This is a genomic window from Blautia sp. HCP3S3_C4, assembly GCF_052064095.1.
Taxonomy (GTDB): domain Bacteria; phylum Bacillota; class Clostridia; order Lachnospirales; family Lachnospiraceae; genus Blautia_A.
Genome location: NZ_JBQHWF010000001.1, coordinates 349,347 through 368,704 on the forward strand (window position 1 = coordinate 349,347; position 19,358 = coordinate 368,704).

18 protein-coding genes are annotated in these 19,358 nt (G+C 40.3%); 14 read left to right on the forward strand and 4 right to left on the reverse strand.

The window, feature by feature from the left end; all coding sequences use genetic code 11:
* The first annotated feature begins 2 nt into the window (after positions 1-2).
* From speB to ACTNC6_RS01625, 8 genes are all read left to right on the forward strand, one after another.
* Positions 3-860 carry an agmatinase gene (gene speB / locus ACTNC6_RS01590; protein WP_288788592.1) on the forward strand — a complete coding sequence of 286 codons (858 nt, stop codon included), beginning with the start codon at positions 3-5 and terminating at the stop codon, positions 858-860.
* Positions 861-941: 81 nt separating this feature from the next.
* Positions 942-2,201: a saccharopine dehydrogenase family protein gene (locus tag ACTNC6_RS01595; protein ID WP_441043027.1), complete on the forward strand. Its 1,260-nt coding sequence runs from the start codon at positions 942-944 to the stop codon at positions 2,199-2,201.
* On the forward strand, positions 2,201-3,409 hold the full coding sequence (locus ACTNC6_RS01600; protein WP_441043028.1) for a carboxynorspermidine decarboxylase: 1,209 nt from the start codon (positions 2,201-2,203) through the stop codon (positions 3,407-3,409). The genes ACTNC6_RS01595 and ACTNC6_RS01600 overlap by 1 nt, the downstream gene beginning before the upstream one ends.
* A gap of 239 nt (positions 3,410-3,648) precedes the next feature.
* Positions 3,649-7,026, forward strand: a complete 3,378-nt coding sequence (locus ACTNC6_RS01605; protein WP_441043029.1) for an EAL domain-containing protein — start codon at positions 3,649-3,651, stop codon at positions 7,024-7,026.
* 1 nt (position 7,027) lies between these two features.
* On the forward strand, positions 7,028-8,014 hold the full coding sequence (locus tag ACTNC6_RS01610) for an alpha/beta hydrolase (protein ID WP_441043030.1): 987 nt from the start codon (positions 7,028-7,030) through the stop codon (positions 8,012-8,014).
* Between the two features lie 258 nt (positions 8,015-8,272).
* Positions 8,273-9,661: a condensation domain-containing protein gene (locus ACTNC6_RS01615; protein WP_441043031.1), complete on the forward strand. Its 1,389-nt coding sequence runs from the start codon at positions 8,273-8,275 to the stop codon at positions 9,659-9,661.
* A 26-nt stretch (positions 9,662-9,687) separates the two neighbouring features.
* Positions 9,688-9,918, forward strand: coding sequence for an acyl carrier protein (locus ACTNC6_RS01620; protein WP_441043032.1), 231 nt, complete (start codon positions 9,688-9,690; stop codon positions 9,916-9,918).
* Between the two features lie 47 nt (positions 9,919-9,965).
* Positions 9,966-11,510: an AMP-binding protein gene (locus tag ACTNC6_RS01625; RefSeq protein WP_441043033.1), complete on the forward strand. Its 1,545-nt coding sequence runs from the start codon at positions 9,966-9,968 to the stop codon at positions 11,508-11,510.
* 191 nt (positions 11,511-11,701) lie between these two features.
* Here the strand turns inward: ACTNC6_RS01625 and ACTNC6_RS01630 are convergent, their stop codons facing one another.
* On the reverse strand, positions 11,702-12,280 hold the full coding sequence (locus tag ACTNC6_RS01630; protein ID WP_320813273.1) for a TetR/AcrR family transcriptional regulator: 579 nt from the start codon (positions 12,278-12,280) through the stop codon (positions 11,702-11,704).
* Between the two features lie 298 nt (positions 12,281-12,578).
* Between ACTNC6_RS01630 and ACTNC6_RS01635 the strand changes: the two genes are divergently transcribed.
* The 3 genes from ACTNC6_RS01635 (at position 12,579) to ACTNC6_RS01645 (ending at position 14,470) form a co-directional block, all read left to right on the forward strand.
* A complete protein-coding gene (locus ACTNC6_RS01635; protein ID WP_441043034.1) occupies positions 12,579-13,067 on the forward strand; it encodes a pyridoxamine 5'-phosphate oxidase family protein in 489 nt (162 codons plus the stop codon).
* Positions 13,068-13,099: 32 nt separating this feature from the next.
* Positions 13,100-13,582 (forward strand): N-acetyltransferase family protein, encoded by a 483-nt coding sequence (locus ACTNC6_RS01640; protein ID WP_441036809.1) that lies wholly within the window; start codon positions 13,100-13,102, stop codon positions 13,580-13,582.
* Positions 13,583-13,669: 87 nt separating this feature from the next.
* Positions 13,670-14,470: an MBL fold metallo-hydrolase gene (locus tag ACTNC6_RS01645; protein WP_441043035.1), complete on the forward strand. Its 801-nt coding sequence runs from the start codon at positions 13,670-13,672 to the stop codon at positions 14,468-14,470.
* Between the two features lie 93 nt (positions 14,471-14,563).
* Here the strand turns inward: ACTNC6_RS01645 and ACTNC6_RS01650 are convergent, their stop codons facing one another.
* Both ACTNC6_RS01650 and ACTNC6_RS01655 read right to left on the reverse strand, forming a co-directional pair.
* Positions 14,564-15,136 (reverse strand): AAA family ATPase, encoded by a 573-nt coding sequence (locus ACTNC6_RS01650; RefSeq protein WP_441043036.1) that lies wholly within the window; start codon positions 15,134-15,136, stop codon positions 14,564-14,566.
* Between the two features lie 296 nt (positions 15,137-15,432).
* A complete protein-coding gene (locus tag ACTNC6_RS01655) occupies positions 15,433-15,882 on the reverse strand; it encodes an Rrf2 family transcriptional regulator (RefSeq protein WP_441032274.1) in 450 nt (149 codons plus the stop codon).
* Between the two features lie 322 nt (positions 15,883-16,204).
* Between ACTNC6_RS01655 and ACTNC6_RS01660 the strand changes: the two genes are divergently transcribed.
* Entirely contained in the window at positions 16,205-16,831 is a 627-nt protein-coding gene (locus tag ACTNC6_RS01660; RefSeq protein ID WP_441032277.1) for a DUF3786 domain-containing protein, read from the forward strand.
* Here ACTNC6_RS01660 and ACTNC6_RS01665 read toward each other — a convergent pair.
* Positions 16,753-17,400, reverse strand: a complete 648-nt coding sequence (locus ACTNC6_RS01665) for a TetR/AcrR family transcriptional regulator (RefSeq protein ID WP_441043037.1) — start codon at positions 17,398-17,400, stop codon at positions 16,753-16,755. The two genes, ACTNC6_RS01660 and ACTNC6_RS01665, sit on opposite strands and share 79 nt — an antisense overlap.
* 168 nt (positions 17,401-17,568) lie before the next feature.
* On the opposite strand from ACTNC6_RS01665, the gene ACTNC6_RS01670 reads away from it, so the two are divergent.
* On the forward strand, positions 17,569-18,339 hold the full coding sequence (locus tag ACTNC6_RS01670; RefSeq protein ID WP_441043038.1) for a nucleotide-binding protein: 771 nt from the start codon (positions 17,569-17,571) through the stop codon (positions 18,337-18,339).
* Positions 18,340-18,424: 85 nt separating this feature from the next.
* Complete coding sequence (locus ACTNC6_RS01675) at positions 18,425-19,357, forward strand: AAA family ATPase (protein WP_441043039.1); 933 nt, start codon at positions 18,425-18,427, stop codon at positions 19,355-19,357.
* Position 19,358 lies beyond the last annotated feature (1 nt).

Here is a 19,358-nt window from a genome sequence, read left to right on the forward strand (position 1 = left end):
TTATGATTCAGTCTAATGTAGAAACCTTTATCGGCTGTGAAAGCAGTTTTGAGGAGGCATCTGTTGTTCTTTATGGTGCTCCCTTTGATTCCACAACAAGCTTTCGTCCAGGTGCCAGGTTTGGCCCGTCTGCCATGCGTCATGAGAGCTTTGGACTGGAGACCTACAGTCCGTATCAGGACAAAGATCTTATGGATATCAGAGTATTTGACAGTGGTGATCTGGAGCTTTGTTTCGGAAGCAGTGAAATGGCTCTTTCAGACATTGAAAAGCGGGCAGAGGAAATATTGAAAGCAGAAAAAATCCCGGTGCTTCTGGGAGGGGAACATCTGGTAACATTAGCAGCTGTACGTGCTGTATTCAATAAATATCCGGATCTTCATATCATACATTTTGATGCACATGCAGATTTGAGAGAGGATTATCTGGGAGCCAGATTAAGTCATGCCTGTGTGCTGCGAAGATGCTATGAGCTTCTGGGAGATAACCGTATCCACCAGTTCTGCATCAGAAGCGGGGAGAGAGAAGAATTTCAGTTTGCTTCGAAGCATACGGATTTTCATCCCTTTACTTTTGATGGACTGAAAGAGACAGTCAGAGAACTGAAAGAAAAAAAGGTTCCGGTATATTTTACAATTGATCTGGACTGTCTGGATCCGTCAGCTTTTCCGGGAACAGGAACTCCGGAGGCAGGAGGTGTGACCTTCCTGGAACTTCTGGAAGCAATACAGACAGTTTCTCAGACTAATGTGGTAGGTGCAGATGTGAATGAACTGGCACCTATGCTGGATGTAAGTGGTGTTTCCACTGCAACAGCATGTAAGGTACTTCGGGAACTGCTTCTGGCAATTACAAAATAAATCTGAAGGATACAGATAATATAAACACTATAAAAAACTGTTGAAGAAACGGTTATATATAAGGAAAAAGGAGAAGAAGTTATGAGCAGAGTACTTGTGATCGGCTGCGGAGGAGTAGCCAGTGTAGCAATCCAGAAATGTTGTCAGGCAGATGAGGTGTTTACAGAATTATGTATTGCAAGCCGTACAAAGGAAAAATGTGATGCCCTTGCAGAAAAATTAAGAGGAAAGACAAAGACTGTTCTTACCACAGCCAAGGTTGATGCGGATGATGTGGATCAGCTGATCAAACTGATCAATGATTATAAGCCGGATCTGGTAATGAACATTGCACTTCCATATCAGGATCTGACGATCATGGATGCATGTCTGGCCTGTGGTGTAAACTATATGGACACCGCAAACTATGAGCCGGAAGATACGGATGATCCACAATGGCGTGCTATTTATGAGAAACGTTGTAAAGAAGAGGGCTTTTCCGCTTACTTTGATTACTCCTGGCAGTGGGCATATCGCAAAAAATTTGAGGATGCAGGTCTTACAGCTTTACTTGGCTGTGGATTTGATCCGGGTGTTACACAGGCATACTGTGCCCATGCATTAAAGCATGAATTTGACCAGATTGATACGATTGATATTCTGGACTGCAATGGCGGAGACCATGGATATGCATTTGCCACAAACTTTAATCCGGAAATCAACCTCCGTGAAGTAAGTGCACCGGGAAGCTACTGGGAAAACGGACACTGGGTGGAAATCCCGCCGATGGCCATTAAGAGAGAATATAAGTTTGACCAGGTGGGAGATAAGGATATGTATCTGCTTCACCATGAGGAAATCGAGTCTCTGGCAAAAACAATTCCGGGTGTAAAACGGATTCGTTTCTTTATGACTTTTGGACAGAGCTATCTGGATCATATGCGTTGTCTGGAGGATGTGGGAATGCTTTCTACAACACCGATCCAGTATAATGGACAGGAAGTTGTTCCGATTCAGTTTCTGAAAGCACTGCTTCCGGATCCTGCAAGTCTTGGACCACGTACAAAAGGTAAAACAAATATTGGCTGTATTTTTACAGGCGTAAAGGATGGAAAAGAAAAAACATATTATATTTATAATGTATGCGATCATCAGGAATGCTATCATGAGGTGGGAAGTCAGGCAATCAGCTACACAACAGGTGTTCCGGCAATGTGTGGTGCACTTATGATGCTGACCGGAAAATGGATCAGACCAGGTGTGTATACAGTAGAAGAATTTGATCCGGATCCGTTCCTGGAAGCGCTTGACAAGTATGGTCTGCCACGCAGTGAAAGCCACGATCCAAAGCTGGTAGACTAATGGAAGGATTGGATAAAAGAGCCCCATTTGCAGCAACCGGCGGAGTTATTCCGCCGGAATTTAGGAATATAAAAACTCCCTGCTATATCCTGGATGAAAAAGCTCTTATAAAAAATGCTGAACTTCTTGGTAAAGTGGCTGAGCGAACAGGATGTAAGATGCTTCTGGCGCAGAAAGCATTCAGTAACTATGACTGTTATGGCTTTTTAGAGCCATATCTTGCAGGTACTGAGGCCAGCGGACTGTTTGAGGCAAGACTGGGTGCAGAAGAATTGCCTGGAAAGGAAGTCCATGTATTCTGTGCCGGTTATCGGGCAGATGAATTTGAAGAACTGCTTCAATATGCAGATCATATTGTGTTTAATTCTCCGTCTCAGCTCCTTCGGTTTGGACTGAGGGCAAAGGAAGCTGGAAAGAGTGTGGGACTTCGGATCAATCCGGAATGTTCTACCCAGGAAGGCCATGAGATTTATGATCCCTGTGCACCGGGGAGCCGTATGGGCACAACAAGAAAGCAGTGGGATGAGGCAATTGGGAAAAATCCGGAGCTTCTGGATTTACTGGATGGTCTTCATTTTCATACTCTCTGTGAACAGGATTCTGATGATCTGGAGATAACACTTGTTTCTGTAAAGAAGCATTTCGGTGATCTGGCTTCTCAGGTAAAGTGGATTAATTTTGGTGGTGGCCATCATATTACAAGACCAGGGTATGACATTGAACGACTGGAACGATGTATTCAGATGGCAAAGAATGATTGGGATGTGGAAGTTTATCTGGAACCAGGAGAGGCGTGGGCATTAAATGCTGGATTTTTCCTGACCAGTGTACTGGATGTTCTGAAAAATGGAGAGACACAGATTGCAATTGTAGATGCCAGTGCTGCCTGTCATATGCCGGATGTACTGGAAATGCCTTATTGTCCGCCATTACTTGGTACAGATAAACTGAAAGAAGAGGGGATTACGGTTCGGCTTGGAGGCCCTACCTGTTTATCAGGAGATGTGATCGGAGATTACAAATTCAGGCAGATTCCCCAGTATGGAGATCTTCTTATGTTTGGAGATATGGCCATTTATACTACCTGTAAGAATAATACATTTAATGGAATGCCACTGCCGGATATCTGGCTCAGACGTGCTGACAACACTATGTTACGGCTTACAGAGTTTGGTTACGCAGATTTTAAGGGAAGACTTGGAAGATAACAATATTATCCTGGAGATTTTTGAACATTAGTGATGAAAAGATCATTTACTGCAAAAATGTAGATGGTCTTTTTTATATCCTGGGAGAAAAAATGGATTTATCCAAAAAGAAAGTGTCAAAAATTACTAACAATTATTCAGAAATCTATGATACAATGAAATAAGCGAAATGCAGAAATACAAATGAAATTATATTGGATATGTCTCAGAATGCAGGCATATTGGAAAAGGAAGAGGCTATGAAAATAGAAAAGAAATTATGGATCACCCTGTTCGCATTTGGACTGTTTGCCATTTGTTTTTCAGGTTGGATCTTCAGCCAGAGTACGACCAGGGAAAAATTGTTCTGGGATAATACGATCCGGTGCGAAACAAAAGAACTGAAAGAAGGAGAAATCAAATCAGAGAATATTGCTCTGCCTGAAGATTTCGATATTCCCAGATCCATCTTATTTAAAACCACCCACACCATTGCAGAAGTTTGGCTGGATGGAGAAAAAATATATGAATACGGAAATGAACCGGATGCTCCGGGATTTATGGAAACACCTGGATGCTGCTGGCACATTGTGGATATTCCGGGAGACAGCGCAGGCAAAAGTCTGGAGGTCAGAATTATTCCGGTATATGAGGGCTATTATGGAAATGAAGTCAGCCTTGTATATGGAACACGAGGCGATTGTATTCTGAAAATCCTGACGGACAGTCTTGGAACTCTGGTAATCAGCTGTGGAATCCTGTTTGCCGCTGTTATCTGCCTGATTCTCTATTGTGGCGCAGCGCGAAGAAAAAGAAGAGACAAGACAGAAGCAAAAATTGAGATTTTTTTAAACCTTGGATTTTTCTCATTGCTGGTCGCAGTATGGACACTGGTACAATGTGGTTTTGTGCAGTTTTTGATTCCGGATGGAAGAACCTTATATTTTGTGGATTATTTTTCACTCTTTCTTTTCCCGGTACCATTTAATTTCCTGTTATATGATATCTGCAAAAGCAGGTACCACAAAGTTGCATTAGTTTTTTCCAGCCTTTATCTTGCAAATATGGCAGTCGATGTTTTACTTCAGTGTACAGGAATTATTGATATGTCCCGGTTACTTTCTGTAACTCATGTTATTATGGTTGCCAATGCGGTTTACACAGTTGCGATCATTCTTTACGAAGCCAGAAAAAAAGAAAATGATGTAGCCAAAAAATTCCAGTATCCTATGTACGTGGTCATGGGATTTGGAATGGCAGAAATGTTTCTTTATTATTTAAGAAGATTTGAACAGACATCCATTCTGCTTTCCACAGGAATCATGCTGTTTATTATTATGCTGATCTGGATTCAGGTTTCTCAATATTACGATCAATATATCCAGAAACAAAAGGTGATCTATCTGCAGAAAATAGCCAATATGGATATGCTCACAGAAGCCATGAACCGAAATGCTTACGAGAATATGGTGAAGTATCTGGATGAAGGTGAAATAAAACTGCGCACTACAGGTGTAGTACTTTTTGATCTGGATAACCTGAAAGTGATCAACGATAATTTTGGACATGAAAAAGGAGACGAGGCACTGAAACTGTGTTATCAGTGTATCAGTCAGGCATTTCAAAATGTCAAGAACTGTTTTCGAATCGGTGGCGATGAGTTTGCGTATGTATTTCACAGTGATGAGAAGGACAGGATTCCGGAACGACTGAAGACACTGGAGCTGATTTTGAAGAAAACAGCGGAAATACATAAGCTGGATTATCCGCTTAGCATATCAGCAGGATATGCCTATTATCAGCCAGATATAGATTTTGACTTTAAAGATATTGTAAGACGAAGTGATACCATGCTGTATCGTCAGAAGCGCAGGAAGAAGATCGCGCGGTCAACTGATCTGGAACATCTGCTTTCCCGTATGGAAAAGCATTCCACAGAGGAGATTACAGATGAGGTAATCCTGCAGGAGAAAAAATATCAGGGAATGCCATTGGATGAGCTTTGCAGCATGATCGATCTTCTGAGTCCGACTACAGATAATTACCCGTATGTGGTTGATTTTCGGACAGATTTTTATTACATAGCAAACCAGGCCCTTGACCGTTTCTGCATTCCGAAAAATGGTTTTCATAATGTAATTTCAAATCATAAAGAATTTGTATATGAATCTGATTATGAAAAACTGAAAGAGGAATTTGATGATCTTCTTAAAACAGACCGCTGTACCCATAGCATGGAGTATCGATGGCTGGATCTGAAAAAAATGCCGGTCTGGATTCATTGCAAAGGTTATTTGGTTCGGGATGATAACATGAAACCTCTTTATATGATCGGCTGTATCAACGAGATCGGAGAGAGACAGAAGGCCGATAATATAAGCGGATTATTGGGAGAAACAGGATTCCGGCAGTATATGAATCAACAGGATACACCTTTGGAAACAGGATATCTGCTTCGTATAGGAATCGATCATTTTAAGGAAATCAATGATAACTTCGGACAGGAGTACGGTGACTTTGTACTTAGAAAAACAGCAGATTGTATTTCCGGCTGCCTGTCAGAAGGACAGAAAGTGTACAAGCTTGTGGCAGATGAATTTCTGATCCTGGATGTTTCTTCTGACAAGGTGAGGGATGCAGAGAAGCTTTATGATAAAGTGAGAGAGGCAATAGACAGATTCATTGAAGCTAACAAGTTTAAGGTTATGTATACGGTTTCTGGAGGCATTGTGCCATTTGGGACATTAGGGGGAGACCAGTATTCAGAAGCTCTGAAGCTGACGGATTTTGCTTTGAATGAGGCCAAGAAGCTGGGAAGAAACCGCTGTTATATATTTGACAGGGAAACCTACAGAAAATTTCTTCGGAAGAGGGAGATTACCCAGGAACTGCGGGAGGCTGTGAACAATGGACTCCAGGGATTTACGGCTTTTTATCAGCCTGTATTTGCGGAAGATAAAAAGGTGCCTTATGGAGCAGAAGCTTTAATGCGTTTTGCTTCTGAAAAATTCGGAATGGTTTCACCGGCAGAGTTTATTCCGATTTTGGAAGAAACAGGACTTATTATTCCTGCTGGCCGCTGGATGATGAGAGAGGTTATGGGGAAATGCAATGAAATCCGAAAAGTACTTCCTAAGTTCCGGGTGAGTATTAATATTTCCCAGGTGCAGGCATCCAAGTCTGATGTGATCCAGGATATCAGTGCGGAAATGCAAAAAGCCGGACTGCCGCTGGGAGCCTTGATCGTGGAATTGACAGAAAGTGATCTTCTGGAACAAAATATTAATGAGAAGCATTTTCTATCAGAACTGAGGCGGATGGGAATCAGTCTTGCACTGGATGACTTTGGAACCGGATATTCGAACTTCCATTATCTCAGCGAGCTGAAACCGGAGATCATTAAGATTGACCGCTCTTTCACTGCCAAAGCAGTTGCAGATGAACAGGAATATTATCTGCTGAATCAGTTTTGCACCATGATTCATAATCTGGATATGAAGATTTGTATTGAAGGCGTGGAAAATGCTCAGGAATGGCTCAAAATCCGAAAGCTGCGCCCGGAATTTACCCAGGGATATTTCTGGGGAAAACCTTGTGGGTATGAAGAATTTATGAGAAAATTTATAGAAAGAAAATGAGATGAAGAAAAAAATTTGTAAGTTGTCAGCAGCAGGATTGCTTTTTTTCTCAGGGATTATGGAAATTGGCTGGCGTTTTTTTAACATGGTGGTCCGCTGCAAAAGAGGGGGAAGGAAAAAGGAAAGAAAAAAATGGTTTGAATTATCCCATATACGAGATAATCATCCCAGAAACGGATATGCAAAGGAATATGAGGAGAGCAGGGCATGGTGCGAAGCTCAGAAGATGCAGGACTGCTATATCCGGAGTGTGGATGGATTAAAACTCCATGGATTCTATCTGCCTGCAGAGAATGCAAAGAGATTTGTCATATTAAGCCATGGCTATCGGGGCAGCAGATTTGGTTCCCTGTCATTTATGGCAAAATATCTCCATGAGCATCAATGTAATCTTCTGTTTATGGAACAGCGATGCTGTGGAGAAAGTGAAGGAAAATATATCACCTTTGGAGCAAAGGAAAAATGGGATGTGCAGCGTTGGGCAATTTATGTGTCCGAAAGAAACAAGGAGAAGCTTCCAATCTATCTGTATGGACAGTCTATGGGGGCTGCCGCTGTACTGATGGCATCCGGATACAGGCTTCCGTCAGAGGTGAAAGGGTTGATCGCAGATTGTGGTTTTCAGTCTATGGAAAGACAGATGCGGGATATGGCTGACAACTGGTTTCATTTGCATTATATTCCTTTGCTTTTGAAGGAAATGAACTGTCTGTGCCATTTTGTGGCAGGATTTCGTATGAAAGATGCAGATACCACAGAAGCTATGAAAAGGAATACAAGACCTGTCCTTTTCTTTCATGGAGAGAAGGATACTTATGTGTACCCGAACAATTCATTCCAGAACTATATGCTGTGCAAAGCACCAAAGGAACTGGTCATTGTACAGGGAGCAAGGCATCTGTGCAGTGCCTATGCAGATCCGAAACTGTATCAGCGTACAGTGATGGAGTTTTTTGAGAAATATGATGTCAGTAATTCTGAAAAATAATGTGCCTGTTTTTAACCGCCAAAGGCGATTACGAATGACAACAATCCCTGACCGGGACTTATCAGATGCGTTTTGTTAAATGCATGATAAGTCTCGGTCAATTTTATGTAAAGTGTTCATTAAGTGCTGAGGGTACTGGTATTTGGGAAAAATCTGTGCTATTTTTTGTCACGTAATAAAAAAGGAATGATGAACAAGTATGTAATGTTTTTGTACCCGGGAAAAGAGAAAAAACGGGTGATGGAGGTTAAATAAAGTATGACAAACTACTATCCTTTAACAGCAGCACAGAAAATGCACCACAACTGGATCATGGATTACGGTACACAGCAGGTATCCGGTGTCAGTGTTGTGGCATCTGTACAGGCTGAACTAGATTTTGGATTATTAAAAAAATGCATTCAGATGGAAACAGAACGTTCCGGATGCACCAGAATCCGTTTTACAAAGCCTGATAAAGACGGAAATGTACAACAGTACCTTGTAAAACAGGATCCAAGGGATATCGGATTCAAGGATCTGTCAGGAATGGGAAGCCTTGCAAAAGCAGACGAGCTGATGCAACAGTGGGCATACGAAACCTTTGACGGTGATGACATTCCCATGTGCGAGTTTACTATGCTGAAGCTGCCGGAAGGATATAATGGTTTCTTTGTACATATGGATCATAGACTGATCGATTCCTGTGGTCTGGTAGTAATGATCGGTGATCTGTTTCAGTTATATACCTATTATAAATATGGAACAGCCTATCCGCAGGAACTGGCAGATTTTGAGACAGTACTGAAAAAAGACCTGGCAAAAGCAGGCAACGAGAAACGTTTTGCAAAAGATAAGAAGTTCTGGGATGACCAGCTGGATGCACTGGGCGAACCTCTGTATTCTGATATTCAGGGACCGTCCGTACTGGAGGAAGCGAGAAGGCGTCATGGAAATCCCAAACTTCGCTCTTCTGATATTGAGATGAAGGATCTGTTTGTGGCAGTTAAGGATTATTATCTGGAGCCGGAACCAACTAAAAATCTGATGGATTTCTGTATGAATCATCAGCTGTCCATGACTAATCTTCTTCTACTTGGCATCCGTACCTATCTGTCAAAGGTAAATAACGGACAGGAAGATATCACTATTCAGAACTTTATATCCAGACGTTCTACTCATGATGAGTGGACTTCTGGAGGAAGCAGAACCATCATGTTCCCATGCAGAACAGTGATCGCACCGGAGACAGATTTCCTTTCTGCTGCTTATGAGATCCAGAATATGCAGAATCGTATCTATATGCACAGCAACTATGATCCGGCACTTATTATGGATGAGATGAGAAAGAGATACAATACACCGGAGCATACAGGATATGAAAGCTGTTATCTGACTTATCAGCCAATGACTGTGAAGGTGGAGAATGAAATGCTTGGAACCATCCGTCAGCATGCAAAATGGTTTGCAAACGGTGCAGCCACCAAGAAGATGTATCTGACCGTATCCCATACAGAAGATGGAGGTATGAACTTCTCCTATCATTACCAGACTGCTCATCTGGAGGAACATGATATGGAGCTGCTTTATTATTATATGATGCGTATTCTTTTTAAGGGAATCGCAGAGCCGGATATGAGCATCGGCGAAATTATGGAACTGGTTTAACTAAATCAATATCAGGAGGAAATGCAATGAATCAGGAAATGGAATTTAAAAATATCGTAGCACAGTACAGCAGGGTAGCACCGGAAGAAATGAATAATGAGATGAAATTCCGGGAGGATCTGGGGTTCAGTTCTCTGGATTTTATGTCCTTTTTAGGTGAGCTTGAGGATACCTTTGATCTTGAACTTGATGAGAGCGAAGTGCTGAATATCACAACTCTCGGTGAAGCCTTAAATCTGCTGGAAGAACTTCAGTAATCTTTTTTGGAACAATTGAACAGTTCAGATAATAATGGGGGACAGATATGCTGATCAGAAATATATTAGAAGAAAGTGCACGTAAATTTGACGAAGTAAAAGCAGTAAAATGGCTCAATAAAAAGGAAATCATGGAAAGAAGCTATGGCGAACTGATGGAAAATGTAGGTTTCACCAGAAAAGGTCTTCTTGCAGAAGGCTTTGAGGGAAAGCACATTGCACTGATCGGAACCAGTTCAGTAGAGTGGATGGAAAGCTATCTGGGAATCATTACAGGATGTACCACAGCAGTACCGCTGGATGCCGCACTTCCCTGTGAGGATCTGATCGATTTGCTTAACCGTTCTGATTCCGTAGCTCTTTTCTTAAGTCCGAAGCTTAGGCCATATCTGGATGCATTTCTTGGAAACTGCCCGAAACTTCAGAAAGTGTGGATGCTTCAGGAAGAGGTAGAAGATGCACCGGCAAAAGCATATGGTATTGGTGAACTTCGAAATGCAGGAAAGAGCGCATCAGCAGATTCTGTCTGCCCGGATGCAGAGGATATTGCGACCATTATTTTCACTTCCGGAACAACAGGAAAGAGCAAGGGTGTTATGTTGACACAGAACAATCTGGCTTCCAATGTTGAGGCAGTAAATATCACAGCAGAACCGGGAACTGCCGTGCTCAGTGTGCTTCCGATCCATCACGCATTTTGCCTGGTTATGGACTGGCTGAAGGGATTCTCTCTGGGTGTAACTCTTTGCATCAATGATTCCCTGCTCCATATGGTAAGGAATATGAGTATTTTCAAACCGGATATTATGCTTATGGTTCCAATGATGATCGAAACTATTTATAAGAGACTGGCTGCCGCTGATCCGTCAATCCCGAAGGCAGTTCTGGCAGAAAAGGTATTCGGCGGAAAACTGCGCATTATCTTTACAGGCGGTGCACATCTGGATCCGTATTATATTGACCGTTTTGCAGAATATGGCGTTGAAGTACTGGAAGGCTATGGAATGTCAGAGTGTTCCCCTGTTATCAGCAATAATACACCGGAAAATCATAAAAAGGGTTCTATTGGAAAACCCCTTGAAAATGCAGAAATCAGATTTGAAAACGGTGAAATCCTGGTAAAGGGAAGCAGCGTTATGAAAGGATATTATCAGATGCCTGATGAGACAGCAGAGACTTTAAAGGATGGATGGCTGCATACAGGTGACAAGGGATATATGGATGAAGACGGTTATCTGTTTATCAATGGACGTGTGAAGAACCTGATCATCCTGTCCAACGGTGAAAATGTATCTCCGGAGGAGATTGAGAATAAGCTGGCGCTGAATCCGTTGGTAGGCGAAGTTATTGTGACAGGCGAGGATAATGGCCTGACTGCCCGTATTTATCCGGAGCAGGCAGTTGTAGAAGCGAAAGCATTGGATGCAGAGGCAATTCAAACACAGCTTCAGGCATTTCTGGATGAATATAACAAAAATCAGCCCACCTATCGCCGTATTACAGGACTGGTTGTCCGCAAAAATCCGTTTATCCGCAACACAACAAAGAAAATCAGGAGACAGGATGTCCTGATTGATGAGCCTCTGGAATAAAACAGAGGCTTATATTTTGCGGAAAACACACTAGTACATCGTTTCGTAAATAACTATACCAATCGCGTAGAATGCGGATTCGAGTGTGCTGGTATAAAAACGCAGGCGTAGCGGGCTACGCTGAGGCTTTTAGACCTGTGCAATCGGATTCGCAGACAAGTGAGTGGTATAGTTACTTCGAAAACGATGTACTAGGATAAAAGTGGAAGCATACCGGATAGAAAAATCTCAGACAGAATATCAGCGATTACTTCCGGTGCCAGATTAAAATTATCCCGGCTCCATTTGTGGAGAACGCCGATAGTACTGCCGATGGCGCAGGTGATCACATAGGAAACTTCTTCCTTTGTATGCCTGGCAGGTCTGGAATTAGATGTAGTTTCTGTAACATAATGATGGAGCATAGTCAGCATTTTTTCAAACAGATCATTTCCATGAGGCGTACTCAAAAGACCGGACAGAAAAGGATTTTCCATAGTGTACCGGCACAGGGTCAGAAAATAGGAACTGCAGATATCCCGGTCATTTTTTGGTTGGAAATTTTCCATCATGGAAAAAACATCATGAATGGTTTTGTCCTCAACTGCAGAGAGCAGTGAAGGGATGTCCTGATAGTGATTATAAAAAGTACTTCTGGCAATACCTGCTGTTTTAGTGATGTCGGATACAGTAATCCTGTCAGGCTTCTTTTCTTTTACTAATTTGAAAAAAGCACCTAAAATGGCTTCGTCAGCCACAGAATATCTTTCATCGGGAATTATATTTTGCATAGCCGTCTCCTCCCGGGAGTCTGTAAGTAATACATAAAGTATATCACAAATCTGACCATAAAAAAATTATTTTTTCCAGGACTTTCCAGAGCCTTTTTCAGACACGCTCTAGTCCCAGAATATGTTCATTCTCTGTCAATTCTTTTACTTTCTGCATAATCCCATATCCACAATTATTGCATGGCAATGTATTTGTCAAGCAGGAAGGTATGTGCTATGATTAAATTGACTATGGAATAATCCGTTATCCGGAGAAGAAAAAAATGAAAATATCAGAGGTACGATGGGAGGATTTTTTATGCGTAGAAGAGACAGAGAAGTAACAGATCTTAATGAGATCATACATATACTTGATTCTGGTAAGGTCTTGCACCTTGGGCTGGTGGATCAGGGAAAGCCATACATAGTTCCTATGAACTACGGTTATGTTATGGAAAATGATAAACTTGTATTTTATGTGCACGGTGCTTTGGAAGGCCGTAAGCTTGATATTATCAGAAACAATTCAGACTGCTGTGTTCAGATTGAGTGTGATGTTCAACCATTTTCAGGTAAAGTAGCCTGCCAATATGGGTGTAGTTATTATTCTTTTGATGGATTTGGAACTGCGGAGATTGTGGAAGCACCACAAGAAAAAATTAAGGCCATGAGTGCCTTAATGAAAATACAAACAGGTAAGGATTTTGAGTTTAATGAGCGGCTGGTTTCAATTGTCAGTGTCATCCGGATTGAGTGTGATTATTATACTGCAAAGTACAGACCATTACCGGCAAAGCCAGTAGTGTAAATTGAGAATAATCTGTTAGCTGGAGGATAAAAATGACTATTAGAAAAGCAGAAGAAAAAGACATTCCAAGAATAATTGAACTGTTGGGACAGGTATTACAAATCCATGCAGATATAAGGCCTGATATATTTATTCCTGACACCACAAAATATACTGTAAGCCAATTGACAGAGCTATTAGAAAAAGAAGAAAAACCCATATATGTAGCAGTGAACGAGGAAGATGTTTGTGTGGGATATGCATTTTGCCAATTACAGGAACAGCCTTTTTCAACTAATATGGTACAGTTTAAGTCTCTTTTTATAGATGATCTATGTGTTGATCAGCAGGCACGAGGACAGCATATCGGCGAGAGTTTGTTTGAATATGTAAAAAATGAAGCAAAGCGAATGGGCTGTTATGAAGTAACACTGAACGTATGGGCAGGAAATACTTCAGCTGAAAAGTTCTATGAAAAAATGGGTATGAAAACCAAAGAAAGACAGATGGAATATATCTTAAATCAGAGTTTATAAACATGGATAAAACGATATAATTAAAGCGGTAATTCAAGAAAAATAACAAGGGAAAAGTTAATTGGAATTGATTTAGGAGAAAAATAGATGAATCTTACAATGTTAGGTACTGGAAATGCACTTGTTACAGAGTGTTATAATACTTGTTTCATATTACAGGAAAATGATCAGTATTTTATGGTTGATGGTGGCGGTGGAAATACAATACTTCATCAATTAAAACATGCAGGAATTGATTGGAAAAATGTGAAAACTATTTTTGTAACACATAAGCATATTGACCACATTACAGGTATATTATGGATGATGCGTATGATATGCCAGTATATGAGACAGGGAGAATACGAAGGAGAAGCCACAATATATGCTCATGATGAAGTGATTGATCTGCTAAAAGATTTAGCAGAAAAGCTTCTGCAGAAAAAAGAAATTGGTTTTATCGGTAAACACCTTCATCTGATTGCTGTTAAGGATGGAGAAGCTGTTAATATTTTAAATAAAAAGGTTACATTTTTTGATATACAGTCAACAAAAGCAAAACAGTTCGGATTTTGCATGGAACTGGAAAAAGGCAAAAAACTGACTTGCTGTGGAGATGAACCATACAATGATTATGAAAAGAAATATGCAGAAAACAGTACATGGCTATTACATGAAGCATTTTGTTTAGACGGTCAGGCAGATATATTTCATCCCTATGAAAAACATCATTCAACAGTAAAAGATGCCTGCCAGTTGGCAGAAGAACTTAAGGTGGAAAATCTGCTGCTATATCATACCGAGGACAAAAATATAGCCCAGCGAAAAGAACTTTATCATAATGAAGGAAAGAAATATTTTAATGGAAAAATTTTGATACCAGATGACCTGGAGTCATTTGAACTTTGAAATTCTATGTCAAAAGAGAAGAGATTTGTAAGGGATTTTTCAGATCCGGTTGCCGTTTCAGATTGCGGCAGCCGGATTGTTTTACAGGAGCTTTTATTTTGACTTTTTAGCATTGATATAATTTATGATCATGTCTGCTACATCGGAAATACTAAGTTTTCCAGTATCAATAGACAGCTGATACTGGCTGGCGTCTTCCCACTCTTTGCCTGTACAGAATTTGTGGAAGGATGCTCTCTTTTCATCTACTTCTTTTATCAGTTTCGCAGCTTTTTTCTCATTGATGCTGTCTCGCTCCATTACACGTTTGATACGGCAGTCTTTATCTGCGTGAAGAAAAACAGTAGTTGCCTCAGAATCATTTGCATAAATCGCTCCTGAACAGCGTCCGATGATTACGGCAGGTTTTTGCTGCGTAAGTTCACGTATAAGTTCAAAAGATTTTTCCATTGGATTGCTTTCTCCGTAGCTTAGAGCAATGCTGTAGAGCAGGCTGTTTACAGCTTTTTCCTGGAAAAATTCTTTGTTTTCGTCAAGCTTTCCAAGTTTTTTTGCTTCTTCTTCAAGCTTCTTTCTGTCATAGAATTCCAGTCCAAGTCTGGAAGCCAGTTCTTTTCCTATTTCATGTCCGCCGCTTCCGCACTGTCTTGCTATTGTAATAATCATATCCCATGCCTCCTGTACGATAATGTCGCATTTAATTTACTATCAAAGTACTTTTTCGGAATTATTATACTCAAAAAAAATCGAAATGTATATGCCAAAATCTACTATAAATTGCCTTCGCAAATCCTGATATTCTGGTACTTATGGCAAATTGGTATGACAAATATTTGCTTAATAGAAACATTAGACAAATACTTTATATTGAGATATGATGGGAATTGTGGGAGCTGCTTTGCAGCGGAGCAATTCGTAGATATCAAGTGCTTTTACAATATCTGAAAAAGAATATTCTCCTGTCATATAATGTTTTGTAAATCATTTTGCATGGATGTTCGCTGATAATAGGTATTTATGATATCCTGTAAAGTAATCGTATTCATTTTTTCTTCAGTAGTTTTTTGAATTTCATTATAGAATCCCTGCAAAGATAACTGAATGTTAATGCCAACGCCACAATCCGGATTGGTATGAGTATCTAAATGAAGCAATGGTTTATCACCTTCAACTGCTTTATAAATATCCAGCAATGTAATCTGGTCTGCTGGTTTTGAAAGAGAAGGACGGGCATGTCCGGCTACACTGGTCATAAGTCCGGCTTTTTTTAGTTTTAACATAAGCTGGCGTACAAAGCCGGGATTTGTATGGACACTTTCTGCAATTGAGGCGCTGGAGAGAGATTTTTCCTGGTTGATAGCAATCAGAACCATCACATGAACAGTATCACTTAATTTCGTTGAATATTTCATGATAAGAAACTCCTTGTAGTATGATATAATGATCTTGCTTTCACATTTTTGAGACAAAAATATTTCTGGTTTGTCTAAAACATCCTAAGTTCTCAACAGTTCTTTTTAATGTGTTGAGAAACTGTGCATATTTATTATTTTGATGATTGTAAATAATATAATTACAACTATAATGAAATTTAAAGGAAAAGTCAACACAGGAATGAAAATTACGGAGGATTGTATAATATGCTGATCGTAGACAAATTTATGAAACCACCAAAATCCTTGAATAAACATTAATTATTACATGATGCGATAAAATATTTACAAAGGAGAACTTATGGAATACAAAAATCAAACAGAAAATCGTGCATTTCAGGAAATGTTGCGGGCAGCAGTAAAACGGTTACAAAATCGTTCTGGAGAGGAGATTGCTGCAAAAAGTGGGGCTGTTTTTCATAGCAGCCGAAATGTACTTGAGATAATGAGTTTTTATGAAACGATTGAAATTCAACTTCCTGAATTCTATATTAACTCAGACATAGATGAATGGCATTATCTGACGTTGTTGCATTATCTGGATATGGCCGATGGCACAGAAGGCTCACAGAAGCTCATTACTTTTGGTAACCTGAAAGATGGATTGATACGTGGAACCAAGTTTGACCGGACAGCAGAGCAGAAACTGGAAAAACTCTTACAGGGCAAAGATCCTGAAAAAATTAAAAAAGCATGTAAAAGCCTGGGTGCAGAATTCACAGAGACAACGGCCGATCTGTGTGCTGTTTTTCCAGTTCTGCCAAGATATCCGGTAACTTTAAAGATATGGTTTGCGGATGAAGAATTTCCTGCATCGGGAAAACTATTTCTTCAGGATCATGCCGATCATTATCTGAGTGTAGAAGATGCGGTAACAGTTGGAGAAATTTTGCTGCAAAAATTATCGGAAGCATTTTCTTCTCTCTGATCATGAATCAGAAAACTTTCCAGCCCGGATTTGATAAATTTGTCGATTACTGTCTGAATCTGTTTCCAGTCATTACAGTGATTGCGGAGCATCAGTCTGTTGATGGAAAGGCAGCCATTCATTTGAAAATAAAAAACTGATTCTGCCTGTTCAAAGGTCAGGAGGCTGTGTGACATAAGCCAGGTCACATAGCCTTCTTTTGTATTTTCTGCTATTTTTTCCAGAAGAATAGGGGCAATTGCATCATCCAGAAACAGTGCCCTGTATTGTGATTCCATCTGTATTTTCTGACAGAACGGATAGGAACAGCTTTTTTGATTTAGACAGAATAAATGATCTACAGTTGTTAACATATCCTGAGTCATATCATTAAAAATATCTGATAATACATCATAGATATCGTAGTAATGAAGATAAAAAGTGCCACGGTTGATTTCAGCATTTTTGCAGACCTCTGTAACTGTAATTTTCGTAAAACTTTTCTGCTTTAACAATTCTAAGAACGTATCTTTTATGGTTTGTCTGGTATAGCGGGTACGGCGATCTTGTTTTTTCGTTTTTTCTGACATTATATACTCCTGTATTATTTGGGATCATATGATTCCTCAACAATTTTTCTGATATGTTGAGTAACCATACAAATCTCACAGACTGATTATTGTAATTTATATAGTAACAACTATAATGAGGTTTAAAGAAAAAGTCAACAGATTGTTCAGAATTTTAGGAGGAAAAATATGGGACATGTAATTGCGGTATCAGGAAAAGGCGGCGTAGGAAAAACAACTCTTTGTGGATTGTTGATCCAGTATTTATGTAAAAGCGGAAAACGTCCGGTCCTGGCGGTGGATGCAGATGCAAATGCAAATTTGAATGAAGTGCTCGGTGTGGAGCCGGAGATCACACTTGGAGAGCTGAGAGAAGAAATTGAGCGGGCAGGCGTAGACCCACGATATCAGATTCCCTCCGGTATGACAAAACAGGCATATCTGGAAATGCGTCTTTCTGATGCGATTGCAGAAGAAGACGATTATGATTTGATGGTAATGGGACGAACCCAGGGACAGGGCTGCTATTGTTTTGTAAATGGCCTTGTGCAGACCCAGGTTCAGAAACTGCAAAGTCATTATCCATATATTGTGGTTGATAACGAAGCAGGTATGGAACATATCAGCAGAGGAATCCTGCCAATGATGGAAGTTGCGATTCTTGTGAGTGATTGTTCCAGAAGAGGTGTTCAGGCAGCCGGACGTATTGCAAAGCTGATGAAGGAGTTAAACTTTAAACCACAGAAAACTGGATTAATCGTGAATCGTGTTCCGGATGGAAAACTGGATGCCGGAACTCTGGAAGAAATCCGAAATCAGGGATTGGAATTGTTAGGGGTTGTACCACATGATGACCAGGTATATCAGTATGACTGTGATGGAAAGCCGATCATACAGCTTCCGAAAGATTCTCCTGTAAGAAGTGCACTGGGAGAAATTGTAAAGAAGTTAGGATTGTGAGTTGGAGGATTGAAAGTTTGAAGATTGAGTAAACAGAAATATTATCTGACTTGGTATAACTAATTGCAAAGAAAGGAAAATCTTCATGAGAAATCATTGGACAGAAATAGAAAAATATTTAGAAGACCAGAAGATAGCGCAGGAACTGATTGGAGAACTGAGAGATTTTCACATGCGTTATGAGGTAGAGGATCAGGTAAAGGAACGGGTAGAAAAACCGGATATCCTATTTTATGGGAAAAAGATTCTGGAAATGTCAATAGCAGCGCTTCTTCAGGGAGATAACCTGTTACTTTCCGGTGCGAAAGCTACAGGGAAAAATGTACTATGTGAGACACTGGCATGGATATTCGGAAGACCGAAATACGACATTTCTTTTCACGTAAATACAGACAGTGCCGATCTGATTGGAACGGATACCTTTATAAATAATGAAGTTCGCCTTCGGAAAGGTCCCATTTACCAATGTGCGGAATTTGGAGGATTTGGAATCCTGGACGAAATCAATATGGCAAAAAATGATGCGGTTTCTGTACTGCATGCCACACTGGATCATCGGCGCAGAATCGATATTCCAGGATATAATAGGATTTTACTTCATCCGGCAACACGATTTATCGGCACGATGAATTATGGTTACGCAGGTACCAGAGAGCTAAATGAAGCATTGGTTTCAAGGTTTATGGTAATTGATATGCCTGAAATGGATGAGGATAGTGTCCTTTTTGTATTAAGACAACATTTTCCAGATGGGGAAAAAAGTGCACTGAAAGTTTTTGCAGGACTGTTTCTGGATTTGCAGATCAAAGCTTATCATGGAGAAATCTCAACAAAATCTCTTGACCTGAGAGGATTGGTTTCTGCTGTAAAAGCAACAAGAAGCGGACTTTCTCCAATTGATGCAATCCAGATGGGGATCATAAATAAAAGTTTTGATGTATTTGAAAAAGAGATCGTAGAAGATGTGGTTTCTACCAGAATCCCATCTTCCTGGACCGGAAAAGACATATGGGGGTAAA

Coding starts and splice junctions, on each gene's coding strand:
- ACTNC6_RS01640 (WP_441036809.1), top strand. CDS start 13,100: ATGACTATTAGAAAAGCAGAAGAAAAAGACATTCCAAGAATAATTGAA.
- ACTNC6_RS01600 (WP_441043028.1), top strand. CDS start 2,201: ATGGAAGGATTGGATAAAAGAGCCCCATTTGCAGCAACCGGCGGAGTT.
- ACTNC6_RS01635 (WP_441043034.1), top strand. CDS start 12,579: ATGCGTAGAAGAGACAGAGAAGTAACAGATCTTAATGAGATCATACAT.
- ACTNC6_RS01595 (WP_441043027.1), top strand. CDS start 942: ATGAGCAGAGTACTTGTGATCGGCTGCGGAGGAGTAGCCAGTGTAGCA.
- ACTNC6_RS01675 (WP_441043039.1), top strand. CDS start 18,425: ATGAGAAATCATTGGACAGAAATAGAAAAATATTTAGAAGACCAGAAG.
- ACTNC6_RS01625 (WP_441043033.1), top strand. CDS start 9,966: ATGCTGATCAGAAATATATTAGAAGAAAGTGCACGTAAATTTGACGAA.
- ACTNC6_RS01660 (WP_441032277.1), top strand. CDS start 16,205: ATGGAATACAAAAATCAAACAGAAAATCGTGCATTTCAGGAAATGTTG.
- ACTNC6_RS01645 (WP_441043035.1), top strand. CDS start 13,670: ATGAATCTTACAATGTTAGGTACTGGAAATGCACTTGTTACAGAGTGT.
- ACTNC6_RS01665 (WP_441043037.1), bottom strand. CDS start 17,400: ATGTCAGAAAAAACGAAAAAACAAGATCGCCGTACCCGCTATACCAGA.
- speB (WP_288788592.1), top strand. CDS start 3: ATGATTCAGTCTAATGTAGAAACCTTTATCGGCTGTGAAAGCAGTTTT.
- ACTNC6_RS01655 (WP_441032274.1), bottom strand. CDS start 15,882: ATGAAATATTCAACGAAATTAAGTGATACTGTTCATGTGATGGTTCTG.
- ACTNC6_RS01670 (WP_441043038.1), top strand. CDS start 17,569: ATGGGACATGTAATTGCGGTATCAGGAAAAGGCGGCGTAGGAAAAACA.
- ACTNC6_RS01630 (WP_320813273.1), bottom strand. CDS start 12,280: ATGCAAAATATAATTCCCGATGAAAGATATTCTGTGGCTGACGAAGCC.
- ACTNC6_RS01605 (WP_441043029.1), top strand. CDS start 3,649: ATGAAAATAGAAAAGAAATTATGGATCACCCTGTTCGCATTTGGACTG.
- ACTNC6_RS01615 (WP_441043031.1), top strand. CDS start 8,273: ATGACAAACTACTATCCTTTAACAGCAGCACAGAAAATGCACCACAAC.
- ACTNC6_RS01650 (WP_441043036.1), bottom strand. CDS start 15,136: ATGATTATTACAATAGCAAGACAGTGCGGAAGCGGCGGACATGAAATA.
- ACTNC6_RS01610 (WP_441043030.1), top strand. CDS start 7,028: ATGAAGAAAAAAATTTGTAAGTTGTCAGCAGCAGGATTGCTTTTTTTC.
- ACTNC6_RS01620 (WP_441043032.1), top strand. CDS start 9,688: ATGAATCAGGAAATGGAATTTAAAAATATCGTAGCACAGTACAGCAGG.